General features: G+C 60.7%; 9 protein-coding genes. 5 read left to right on the top strand and 4 right to left on the bottom strand.

Annotation, left to right across the window (positions count from 1 at the left end; all coding sequences use genetic code 11):
• Nucleotides 1–65 precede the first annotated feature (65 nt).
• A complete protein-coding gene (locus tag HYG82_RS32835; RefSeq protein WP_179261253.1) occupies nt 66–803 on the top strand; it encodes an SDR family oxidoreductase in 738 nt (245 codons plus the stop codon).
• Between the two features lie 112 nt (nt 804–915).
• On the top strand, nt 916–1,422 hold the full coding sequence (locus HYG82_RS32830) for a hypothetical protein (RefSeq protein WP_179261252.1): 507 nt from the start codon (nt 916–918) through the stop codon (nt 1,420–1,422).
• A 133-nt stretch (nt 1,423–1,555) separates the two neighbouring features.
• On the opposite strand, the gene HYG82_RS32825 is transcribed toward HYG82_RS32830, so the two are convergent.
• The 3 genes from HYG82_RS32825 to HYG82_RS32815 are packed head-to-tail and all read right to left on the bottom strand — an operon-like array spanning nt 1,556 to nt 3,977.
• Nucleotides 1,556–2,137 (bottom strand): hypothetical protein, encoded by a 582-nt coding sequence (locus HYG82_RS32825; protein ID WP_235217680.1) that lies wholly within the window; start codon nt 2,135–2,137, stop codon nt 1,556–1,558.
• Nucleotides 2,134–3,024, bottom strand: a complete 891-nt coding sequence (locus HYG82_RS32820; RefSeq protein WP_179261251.1) for an ABC transporter permease — start codon at nt 3,022–3,024, stop codon at nt 2,134–2,136. The genes HYG82_RS32825 and HYG82_RS32820 overlap by 4 nt, the downstream gene beginning before the upstream one ends.
• Nucleotides 3,021–3,977: an ABC transporter ATP-binding protein gene (locus HYG82_RS32815; protein ID WP_179261250.1), complete on the bottom strand. Its 957-nt coding sequence runs from the start codon at nt 3,975–3,977 to the stop codon at nt 3,021–3,023. The genes HYG82_RS32820 and HYG82_RS32815 overlap by 4 nt, the downstream gene beginning before the upstream one ends.
• 650 nt (nt 3,978–4,627) lie before the next feature.
• Here HYG82_RS32815 and truA point away from each other — a divergent pair.
• Together truA and HYG82_RS32805 are read left to right on the top strand one after the other, a co-directional pair.
• On the top strand, nt 4,628–5,473 hold the full coding sequence (truA, locus tag HYG82_RS32810) for a tRNA pseudouridine(38-40) synthase TruA (protein WP_179261249.1): 846 nt from the start codon (nt 4,628–4,630) through the stop codon (nt 5,471–5,473).
• A gap of 241 nt (nt 5,474–5,714) precedes the next feature.
• The gene (locus HYG82_RS32805; RefSeq protein ID WP_179261248.1) at nt 5,715–6,869 is read left to right on the top strand and encodes an NADH dehydrogenase subunit; all 1,155 of its coding nucleotides are present in this window, start codon (nt 5,715–5,717) and stop codon (nt 6,867–6,869) included.
• A 436-nt stretch (nt 6,870–7,305) separates the two neighbouring features.
• On the opposite strand, the gene HYG82_RS32800 is transcribed toward HYG82_RS32805, so the two are convergent.
• A complete protein-coding gene (locus HYG82_RS32800; RefSeq protein WP_179261247.1) occupies nt 7,306–9,951 on the bottom strand; it encodes a glycosyl hydrolase in 2,646 nt (881 codons plus the stop codon).
• 400 nt (nt 9,952–10,351) lie between these two features.
• Here HYG82_RS32800 and pepF point away from each other — a divergent pair, with 400 nt between their 5' ends.
• Nucleotides 10,352–12,145 (top strand): oligoendopeptidase F, encoded by a 1,794-nt coding sequence (pepF, locus tag HYG82_RS32795; protein WP_179261246.1) that lies wholly within the window; start codon nt 10,352–10,354, stop codon nt 12,143–12,145.
• Nucleotides 12,146–12,253 lie beyond the last annotated feature (108 nt).

Here is a 12,253-nt window from a genome sequence, read left to right as displayed (position 1 = left end):
CCGGTCGACAGTACTCCGGTTTGTGCCCCTCATTTTTTGTGACGTCGCCCGTCTATCGGGTTACGATGACGAACACACTCATGCAAGATACGGCAATCGTGACGGGTGCAAGTTCGGGTATCGGCGCGGCGACGTGCCACGAATTGGCAGATGCGGGTGCGAACGTCGTCCTCGCGGCCCGCAGCGAGGACCGGTTGCGAGACCACGCGGATGACATCGAGACGAGTAAGAGCGTCGAGACGTTGGTCGTTCCGACGGACGTCCGCGATGAAGAGGACGTCGACGCGCTCGTCGAGGCGACCGTCGACCGGTTCGGTGGAATCGACGTGTTGGTGAACAATGCGGGACTACTGCGTGGCAGCGACGTCGAGTCGATGACGACCGACGAGTTCGAGACGATGCAACGGACGAACGTCGACGGCGTCTTCTACGCGACCAGAGCGGCGTTGCCCCACGTTCGCGACCGCAGTGGCCACCTGATCTTCGTCGCGAGCTTTGCGGGCCAGTACCCGCGCTCGTTCAATCCGGTCTACGCAGCATCGAAGTGGTGGGTACGCGGCTTCGCAAAGAGCATCGCAGCCGATATCGGCGCGGACGGCGTCGGCGTCACCGTTATCAACCCCTCCGAAGTTCGTTCGCAGTTCGAGGCCGACGGGACGACCTTTGCAGACCGGTTCGGCGAGGATGAGGTCAGCGAACCCAAGGAAGTCGCCGAAGCCATCCGCTTTGCGGCGACTCGCGAAGGCTCGAGCGTGAGCGAACTCGATCTGTACCGCCGGGACAAACTGGCCGACGGCTTCTGATCGTCACGGAGCGGCAGCCGTCGATCCCGTTCGGACGGCCGTCGATGCGGTACAAAAGGAGGGTGACACTGCCGGGTACGGACTCACCCGTCCCAGGCCCCCTCCAACGAGTATGCGAGTATCCATTCCACGCATGCCGGGCGTGTACTTCGATACCGACGGCGAGTCGACGGCAAAGACCGTCGCGCTAACCGCCGCCGGTCGGCGAGCACCGAAACCACACGGGTACGCGATTCAGTTCCTCCCGTACCTGTGGTCGTTCGACGTCGACCTCCGGGAGGTGCCGAACGAGCACCCGATCCAGTACCTCCACCCTGAAGGGGCTCGGAGTTTGGGCGAACTCTCCCCCACCCGCGGCGTCCGCGAGGCCGGCACCGAACTCGAATCGGTCATGCGATTCGTCTGGTCGGTCAACGAGGAAGTCGAGTCGGCGACCGGCGAACTCCTCGGCATGTCGTCAGACGACGACGGAATCACCATCGAAGTTCAGGACGGGACCGTCAGCGCAGACGGATCGGCGCTCGAGACCGACGAGTTCGACGTCGACGAGTCCGGCACTGACGAGTTCGACGTCGACGAGCCCCACCACAATAGCTTCGACCCCGACGACGAAGCGTAACCCGGCCACGGTGTCGTCGAATCGGTCGGGAAACAGAACTGACTACAGCGACCTGAACCGGCCATCCGCATCAGTACGAACTAACCCGCCTCTTCTCCGAATGCTCGCCTCCGTATGCTCGACGCGCAATCTGTCACCTCGAGGACACCAGATATCCGCCGATACCGAACGAGAAGACTGCGAGCAGCGAGACCCCGAGACGGAGTAGTTGCGGCGTCGAGCCGAGCGGTGGTGGCCCCTTCGAGATCTCCATCATATCGTACCGCATCACCTTCTCGCGGTGCCTGTCAGCCTCTTCGTCTCGCGCGGGAGGCTCCCGATCGAACGGTTCATCTGCCGTCGGAATGGTGGCGTTCTCGGGCCGTTCGATAGCGACGTAGCCGGGCCGCGTATCCGGATTCCCCTTCCGAAACTCGGCCCGTTCCGAACCGGTCATGTAGTCGAAGGCGGGTGCACCCTCTCCCGTCGGGACGCGGTACATCCCACCGTTCTCGAGGGTCTGTATGTACAGCTCCTGCCCTCGATCTGAGAGGTTTTCGTATTCGACGATCGTGACGCCCTGTTCCTCGAGTTTTTCTCGGCCGTCGAAGGTGATGGCCGTCGTATCGTGCGTGAGTACCGCCTGGACCGGGAACAGAGCAGGTACTGTAAAGAAGAGGATAGCGATGGCGACGAGCACCGTCCCGAACCGGGTGCGTCGATCCGTTGGTATCACTCCAGATCAGCTCGATTAAACGCCCAGTAGCCGACGAACAGCGGGACGACGAGCCAGAACGCCAGAACGACTATGGAGAACTCGTCGGTCAGGTATATCGGCAGATCGAGATCGGCGGTAGCTGCCTGTACAGTCGCGCTTTGATCGACGTTCGCGGCGCTATCCCGGAACAGTTGTTGTTCCAATCCGTCGGGCACCACGAGGTTTATCGATTTCCGATACGCGAGGTACGGGCTCGTGTACTGGACGGCGTTGTAGAGGTCGGGATTGCTCTCCATTCCGAGTATGCCCGTATGAACCACCCGAACCAGATTTTTGACCTGAATCAGGGGGAATACGTAGAGGATAACGAGGACGAAGTACGATACAAGCGAATTGGCGATCGCGCGGCTACGCGTTGCTGCTGCCGCCGATATAGCGATGGCGATGCTAACGAACACCGACCCGTAGATAATCGTCATCAGCAGGGTTCCGAGAATCAGACCGACGGGAAACGCACCGTGTTTTGTCAGCGAAACACTCACGGCAGCGATATACATGAATACCACACCCGATGTGACGATGGCGAACCGACTCAGGAGCTTTCCGGCGAAGACGTCCCGTCGGGTATTCGGCATGGATAGCAGGAACTTGATCCCGCCACCCTCGCGTTCCCCAGCGATAGCCATGTACGTCGCAGCCAGCGCGACGATAGGCAGCAATACAGCCAGAATCTGCGTCATGGTCTGGAACTGGCTCTGAACGATTTCCGTCCCGCTTAGTCTGTGACCGCTGCTCGTGTGTCCGAGTAAGACGGCGATCAATCCGAGGAGGATGGTCGCAGCCCAGAGCGTCTGGGACCGTCGCGCTCCCTTGAAGTCTTTCTTCGTGACGGCGAGCACACTCATACGGAGGCCTCTCGGGACGTGCTGTCCGACCCCTCCGTGCTCGTTCCATCGCGTCCACCGCCTGTATACCGGTTGAAAAGTTCCTCGAGTGATGTCTCGTCGACGAGAATATCGACGACGTTGGCCTGCTCATCGACGCGCCTCACCACATCGGCCTTCACCGAAGGGTCCGTACAGTACGCTGTCAGCGTCGTCTCTTCAACGATCACCTCTGTGACAGCGTCTAACGCCTCGATTTCTTCTGCTGCCGGTTGCATCTCACACTTGAGTTCGATGCTCGCACGGCCACCCGCCTTCTTTCGAAGACCGTCTATCGTATCCATCGCGACGAGTTGTCCGTCGTTCATGACGCCGACGCGATCACAGACCGCTTCTACCTCCGAGAGGAGGTGACTCGAGAAGAAAACGGTCGTTCCGTCATCGGCTCGGTCACGAATTATCGACCGCATCCGTTGGATACCGTTCGGGTCAAGTCCCGCCGAGGGTTCGTCGAGGATGAGGACGTCGGGGTCGTCGACCAGCGCCATCCCGAAGGCGAGACGCTGTTGCATCCCCGTGGAATAGCTGGCAGCTTTCCGAGCTGCGTCGTCTCGGATGCCGACAGTCTCGAGTATCTCGTCGGGGTCGTCCTCAGCGGCTTTGGTCTCGATAGTCCATTCGACGTATTCGCGCCCGGTCAGGTACTCGTCGAACTCGTACCCTTCCGGGAGGACGCCGATGCGATCGCGGATCGCGGCGGTGTCCTTCTGGACGTCCATTCCGAGGACCTGGGCGGACCCGTCCGTCGGCCTGATGAAATCGAGCAACATGTTGATCGTCGTCGATTTCCCGGCTCCGTTTGGACCGAGGAACCCAAATATTTCACCGGATTCCACCGTCAGGTCGAGACTATCAACCGCGATAGTGTCATCACCGAATTGTTTCGTCAATCCATTCGTCCGAATAGAGGGCATGCGTCGACCTCTACGTTCCTTGTAAGGTGTGTAATACCTTACGGTCTGTTGATATATGATGGGAGCGTGCCGTTGCGTCTCGAAATAGTTCGCTATCGCTCTCGGTCACCCGCATACACTTTCGTGTACAGTCGACAGCCATCCGTTTCTCATCCGTTTCGAGTCCCCGAATCCCGTTTGCGAGGAGGCCTTCGAGGGGAGTCGGCGGCTGTCATGCTCAGTACGACCTGTAGCCCACCTGCCGGTAGTTCGATCGATTCCTGATGGAGTAGTCATTGAACGTCAATGCACGCCTCGCTCCCGGATTCGCGGCCAGCGAATCTTCGGCGGTCGCAGCAGTGCGAGCGGTACGTAACTCGTTTCAACAGCTAGTATTGGTTGCCGGCCCGCGCGTTTCGTTCGCTGTCTGCCAAAGCCCGAATCGGTACCGCGAAGCGCGAACCTATGGGTGGTTTTGCGTGACCGATGCTGGGTGATTCCACACGACAGTCCGTTCTCTGCCCCGTTTTCGCAGTATAACCGCACGAGCGCACCTGTATAATCGTCGACCAGAACTGTCGGACGACGAAGAAACGCCGGTCCATCCTCACCAGCACAGCGAACAGTATAACCCGCTGGCCCCGCTGGAACGATTTGAGAACCGATATTCGATGTCTCTTCGCGCGTTCCGGGTCGCCTACGACGGAACTGACTACTACGGGTACCAGCGCCAGCCCGATGTCCCGACCGTCGAGGACGCGATATTCGACGCCCTTCGCGCGCTCGAGGTCTGTGCTCTCGACGCCGACAAACCCGACGGCTACGCGGCCGCCGGCCGAACCGACGCGGGCGTCTCCGCGCTCGCACAGACGATTGCCCTCGAGGCTCCCGCCTGGCTCACACCGCGGGCGCTCAACGCTGAACTCCCCGCCGACGTTCGGGCGTGGGCGGCTGCCGACGCGCCCCAGGGGTTCCACGCGACTCACCACGCCGACCGGCGGGAGTACACCTATCACCTCTACGCCCCGACGGGGGTGCCGACCGCTTCCGAACCGGCCGATTCTCCGTTCGACGACGAACGGTTTCGGACGGCCTGCGATGCACTTTCGGGGTCCCACGATTTCCACAACCTGACGCCGGATGATCACAATACAGAACGCTCGCCTTCGATCGAGGCGACCCGTGACGACGACTACCTCGCCGTGACCGTCAGCGCGGGCGGGTTCGCTCGAGAACTCGTCCGTCGCCTCGTTTCTCTGGCCCGTGACGTCGCCATCGGCGAGGAACCGCTCGAGAAAATCGACCGCGTCCTCGCAGTCGATCCGGTACCGGGCCACGAAGGGGTCGAACCCGCCCCGCCGGAACCGCTCGTGCTGACCGACGTGTACTATCCGAATCTCACGTTCGCCGTCGACGAAGCGGCGGCCGCGGGCGCCCGTGCCGTCTTCGAACGTCGTCGAATCGATCGTCGAACCGGTGCCCGGGTGGCCGGACAGGTATCAGACGGCATGCGGTGAGGCGGCTGGGAGCACGCGTGACGCCGATCTGCTCGAATCGTGCAGTGTACGCTGAGTCGCCTTGCTCCGTTCGATCTCACTCTGACGACTCGGTACCAGTTTCGTACGAAAATTCGCAAGGAATGGGAAATACGTCGACTTCTTTCGGTATATTATCACATATCTCCACCCAATGGTATAAAAATGGCCTCATGCGTGCGGCAGAATTCGTAATCGCCGCCGATTCGTAGCTGTAACCGTCATGGCACGAGGGACACTTCTGTCCGAGCGGCCGTCAAATCGGCAATTGATCGGGGAAAACGCCGTCGAACGAATTCGAAACGCGGGTGTTGCAGGTGCAGGCGGCGCCGGATTTCCGGCCTACGCGAAGTGGGAGCGGATGCGGTCGACGGATTATTTGCTGGTAAACCACCAGGAGAGCGAGCCGAACTACTTCATCGACAAGTGGCTCGGCAAAACGCGTGCGGCCGAGCTCGCATCCCTCTTCGACGCCCTGCTCGAGGACGTCTTCGAGGCCGTAGTCATAAGCGCCAAATGGACCGACCGAGACGAGTACATGATCGAACTCGAGGCCGCGACCGGCGGGACGGTGGTACGGCCGGACGAACTTCCCGTCGATATCGAGACCGAATCCGGCGTCGTGTTCGCCTACACCGAGCCCAGATATCAGTACGGGATGGAATCCGTCCTCCTGAACGTCGTCGCCGACACCGTGATTGGCAGCGACATTCCGACGGACCACGGCTGGCTCGTCCAGAATACCGAAACGATGACACACATCTATCGAGCGCTGACGGAGGAAACGCCGGTCACGCATACGTACGTCCACGTCGACGGTGGCGTCCCGCGACACCGCTTTCTCGAGGTCCCGATCGGGACGCCCGCGAGCGCGCTTTTGTCGGCCGCTGGCCGCCCGCCAGAGACACTTCCGTCGGATGCCATGCTCGCGACCGGCGGCCCCGGTTGGTGTTTCGAGATCGAGCGATCAGCGGAAGAATTCGGGGTTCGCAAGGCCACGAACGGTCTCCTGGTGCTGGACGAAGCGACCGTCGAGGAAAACACGCTCGGAGATGGCCGCATCGACGTCATCGAGTCGACTGACTGGACGGCTCGACCGATGGAAACCGAGCCGACGGAGACGGTCGAACCCGATCGCGTTCGCATCCCCCTCATCACGAACTCGGACCTCGAAGGGACGGTTGCGCCAGGGACTCCCACCGTCGCTCCCGGCGAACGCGTCGAAGCCGGTGACGTCGTCGCGACTGCCTCATCGACCGGAATCGGCATCCCGCATCACGCATCGATCGACGGCGAAGTGACCGGGGTCACCGACTCGAGTATCGAGATCGCTGTGGATGCTACCAGCGAAATCGGCAGATCCAACCGTTCTACGTAGCGATCAGCGTGTCTCATACCGATCGTAAACTTCGTGACCGAGGCCGCGGCGAACCCGAAGGCCTGCTACAACCGCCGACGACCACGTCCCCGGCGAACGTCCGAGCAACCCAACTCGATACAGGCGGGATCGACATCGAGTCGATGCGTTCGGGTGTGGCTCCGGAATATACTATCGGAATCGCCGCTCCCATCGTCGGGATCAGCGCCGAACCAGTGTCCAGTTCACGGAGTACCCCCGTCGTGACCATCGTGCGAGCACCGCACGTCGTCTAGCAGCGAGTACGGCAACGAGTCCGCCCTAGAACGATCGAGTTCCAACACCAGTTGCCCCTGGTCTCGAGTCGCAGACGAACGATTTTCACCCCGCCGTGGCTCACACTTCTTCGAAAACGTTCGGTTCGTGTGCGGTGTTTTTCGGTATCGTTCCCATCCGATCAGATCTGTCGAAGCAACTCGAGAACGTCCATGGAGCCGACCTGACCGTCTCCGTCGAAGTCGAACTTTTCGGGGTTGCTCTGAACGTCGTCCGATTCGAGGTGCTCGAAGAAGGCGTTGACGTCCTCGTGAGTGGTTTCACCGTCGCCGGTGATGTCGTTGTAGCGGCCGTCACCGGTGGAGTCCTGTGCGACGTGCTCTCCGACTGTGATTTTCTCACTGCTATTTCCACTGTTGTCACTGCCTCCACTGCCGGTGCCGTCGTCGTGGTTGCTGCCATTCCTGCCGTTGGTGCCTCTATCGTTCCTGCCGTCACCGCTGTTGTTGCGGTCGCCGTCGCCGCTGTTTCCGGTATCGGCACCATCTCCGCTATTGCTATCGCCATCTCCGTTATCGACCCCCGACGAGGTTGCCATCGAGTTCGCTGGAACCGTGAGGGTTGTTTCGTCGGAGAAAGTCACCGTCGTCGACGAATCGCTCGCGTTGTACGCGACGTAGGTTCGTTCGCTTCCATCGCTGAACACCTGATAGAACGGCGTATCGGCCGTCACAGTGCCGTCCGGAGACCCCATTGCGCGGAGGTTGTGAATCCAGTGATAGGTGTGTGCGCGCGTTTCGCCCGCTTCCACCTGGTAGGAGTTCTTTCTGGCCTCGAACTTTTCGGCTGCGTCCTCGGCATCGGAGAACGCTCGATACATCCACATCAGATCCGGCCAGTAGTCGAACTGATCGGTCCCCCTGGTCTCGACGAGTTCGTCGTAGTTCGTCGCTGGACCGGCGGCGTCCCAGCCGAGATGAAGCGAATAGCCGCTCAACGGCAACCAGTTGATGCCGTGGATCGCCTCTTCGTCGTCGGTCCACCAGGTGGCGTAGGCGTATCCGTTCCCCCAGACCATCCCCGCGGTGTCGTGATCCCACGAGTCCGGGTGGTTCTCGTCGTCGACGTCGAACCAGTACTCGTGGACGGCGTGTAACTCGGTGGTGTAGAGGTAAATCCCGAAATCGCGGAGTTCATCGTTGCCGGTGTACTCGCCCCACTGGATCATCGCCGAGTAGGCGTTTAACGCCTCTGAGGAGGACTCCTGATTGTTTCCGTCGGCGAATTCCGCGCCCCCACCTTCGGCCCACGAGTGGCCGCAGTAGGGGCTGAAGTTCCTGGCGAACGGGTACATCGAGTCCTCCCGACTCGGATTAGCGTAGTCGCGAATCAGGTGCTCGATCATCTCTCCCCACTCGTCTGGGACGGCCCAGTCAGGGTTCGTCCGAGCGATCTCGGCGGCCGCGCGAACGAAGTACCCGTAGTGGAAGTGATGGTCCGAGAGCGAACTCGCCGAACCGTGACTCTCGGGGTAGCCGAGCAGGGTCTTCCAGTTGTCGTTGTAGTAAAAGACCTCTTCGTCCGAATCCGGCTGGAGCCACCGCTCGAGTCCATCTCGTATCGCCCCAATCAACTCGTCAGCGGCCGCGTCCATACCGACCTGCTCGGCGAGCGCACGACTCTCGACTAGGCGACCGAACTCCTTGCCCGCGTTGTAGGTATCGTTCCCGGCCGGGAACGTCGCCTCGATCTCGTCGACGTATCCTCGAAGTTCGTCGGGGGTATACTCCCCCTCGTCGGGGAGGAACGGCAGCATGCCCCCGTAATCGTACGTCGTCGAGAACGACGTCCCCGTTACGAGTCGCATTTCGCCGCGCTGGGAGGTGTAGGTCTCGTTCAACGTAGGGTCCTCGCTGTACTTCCACTGGTGCGGGTGCAACGCCGCGATCGTTCCCGTCGCGTTGCTCTCCGGGAATTCGTCAGTTTCGAAGCGGTACGTCGTGGAGACGGTTGCGTTCGTGCGGTCGTACTCCCACTCGACGCGCGTTTCCGTCACGACGTTGTAGGCGTACCTCTCGTATCTCTCGAGGGATTCGGGGCGTGGCAACAGGGCGACCGTACAGTAGCCGCCGTTTCCGAGGTCGTTGGAAATCGTCGCCGACTCGACGTCCACCCACGTCGTTCCCTCGGGCGCGAAGAGACCGTAGTGGTTCCCGTTGACGGTTACGCCGAGGACGTTTCCGTCGTCGGCGAAGATCTCTGGAACTGACTCGAAGGCGATTTCGGTGCCCCCGCCGGCGTACTCACAGAAGACGAACGGCGATCCCTGTGCGAACCGCGTTCGGAGCGACGTCGCTGTCCCGTCGCCGAACAGGGCCGCAACCGACCAGTCGCCGTGATCGTCGAGTCTGGCGTCCTGGAAGCCGCTGGTCTCAGCGTGGCTGATCGTCAGGTCTTCCTCGGCGGCCATCACCGTCGTCGAACCGTCGACCCACTCGGTGGGATAGCCGACTCCGAGACCGGTCTCCTGTGCCCGAACCAGCAGCGGTTGTGCGAATACGCGCTCCGAGAACGCGTTCCAGACGAGGCTCGACCACCAGTCGTTGGTGGGGACGGGGTCGTCCCCAAAGTTGCTCGTCGTCCAGATTGTTTCCTGCGGTTCGCTCGCGTCAGGTGGGAGTGACGTCCGATAGCCGCCGTTCCCACGTTGTTCGTGACTGCTTGCGCTTGCTACCCCAGCTAGGTCGATCAACCCGGCCGCCCCTGCGATGCCGAGAGACTGACAGTACTTCCGTCGTGAAAATCGGTTAGCGAAATCCTCTGACATGAGTCGTTACGTACACCGTGCCTGATTCCATGACGACAGCCTTTCGCGGTATCCGTCTCCACCGCGGTCAGTCAGTCCCCTCTGGAACGTGGACACTATGGCACGTGTTATATATCACCATCCGATTAGAAATAATTTACTATGTTGCAGATTTAAAAATAAGTAGCGCAGGTGCCGCTCTCGAGACCGATCTCACGCCGTTTTCGATCTGAACCGCCGATCCGAGTGGATATCCGGCCGACAGTACGCACAAGGGAGCGACCAGTGGTCGGAACTGATGCGATTCGGCAGGAAAGCCAGTACGCTAGAACCACCATCTCGCTCGATCGGGGGTTTCGCTCGCTGTCGTATGCTGGTCTGGTCCGGCAAGCTTTACCTCGTGTAATTCTAAACAGCCGCTATGAGTTCCGTTCCTGACCGCTCCGAGGTCGATGAGGAATATACTTGGAACCTCGAGAGCATCTACGCGACGGACGACGACTGGGAGTCCGCTTACGAGGCCATCGCCGAGCGCGTCGACGAACTCGAGGCCTACGAGGGCCAGGTCACCGACGATGCCGAGACGTTTCGTACCGTGCTCGAACTGCGCGACGAAATCATGCGCGAAGTCTCGACGGTCGCGGCGTACGCTCGCATGCGCCGCGACGAGGATACGACGAACCAGCAGTATCAGGCGCTGACTGCCCGCGCCCAGTCGCTTGCAGCCGACGCTCAGTCTGCGGCCTCCTTCATCGACCCGGAGATTCAGGAGCTGTCCCGTGAGGACTTCGACTCCATGATCGACGCCGAGCCACAGCTCGAGACGTACGATCATTACGTCGACGATGTTCTCCGGATGAAACCCCACACCCGGTCGGCCGAGGTCGAGGCGCTGCTTGCTGACTTGAGCGAGGTGACGGGCGCGACGGGAGAAGTGTACAATATGCTCTCGAACGCTGATATGGCGTTCCCGACCGTCGAGGATTCATCGGGCGAAGCCGTCGAAATCTCACAGAGCAACTTCACCAACTTGCTCAAACGGCCCGACCGCGAGTTCCGCGAGCGCGTCTACGCGGCCTACTTCGACGAGTGGGAATCCGTCCGAAACGCCGTCGCATCGGCCTACAAGAACAGCGTCAAAGCCGACGTCAAAACTGCCCGAGCGCGAAACTACGAGACTGCACGCGAAGCCGCTCTCGATGGCCCGAACGTCCCCACTGAAGTTTACGACACCCTCGTCGACACCGTCCACGACAATCTCGGAAAACTTCATCATCACGCCGAACTCAAACGCCAGGCGTTAGACGTCGACGAACTCCGAATGTGGGACCTCTACATGCCGCTGACCGGCGACGAAGGCCCAGATCTCGAGTACGATCAGGCGACCGAATACGTCGTCGACGCGCTCGCACCGCTGGGTGACGAGTACCAGTCTCGAGTCGCCGACGGACTCGATTCACAGTGGGTCGACGTCTACGAGAACGCGGGAAAGCAGTCGGGTGCGTACTCAGGCGGCACCTACGACACCCAGCCGTTCATTCTGCTGAACTACCAACACGACATCTCCTCGATGTATACCCTGTCCCACGAACTCGGCCACTCGATGCACTCCGAACTCACCAAAGACGAACAGCCGTTCATCTACTCGAGCTACGAAATCTTCGTCGCAGAGGTTGCAAGCACGGTCAACGAGGCGTTGCTTACCAACCAACTGCTCGAAACCGTCGACGACCCCGAGTTCCGGAAACACGTCCTCAACGAATTCCTAGAGCGCGTACGCTCGACGCTGTACCGACAGACGCTGTTCGCCGAGTTCGAACACGAAACCCACCGGCTCGAAGAAGACGGCGAACCGCTGACGGCCGACCGACTGGACGACATCTATCGCGGCCTCAAGGAGGACTATTACGAACCCGCCGTGATCGACGATCGGATCGCCCGCGAGTGGATGCGCATCCCCCACTTCTACCGGGCCTTTTACGTCTACCAGTACGCGACCGGTATCTCCGCGGCGCTTGCTATCGTCGACGACGTCCTCGAGCGCGGTCAACCGGCCGCCGATGACTACCTCGATTTCCTCCAGCGGGGGTCCCGGGAGTACCCGCTGGAACTCCTCCAAATCGCCGGTGTCGACATGAGCACCTCGGACCCGATCGACCGCGCGCTCGAGACCTACGGTGAGCGCCTCGACGAGTTCGAGTCGTTGTTGACGTAACTCACCATCTGACCGCAGACGAACGCGGTTAATATATCCTATAACAACTATGTGTATATTGGGGGCGTACAAATTCACATCCCACTCGAGAGTTCGGCGATCGAAGCC

The organism is Natrinema halophilum, assembly GCF_013402815.2.
GTDB classification, from domain to species: Archaea; Halobacteriota; Halobacteria; order Halobacteriales; family Natrialbaceae; genus Natrinema; species Natrinema halophilum.
Note: the sequence above shows the minus strand (reverse complement) of the source record. Positions and strands in the feature narration are given on the sequence as shown.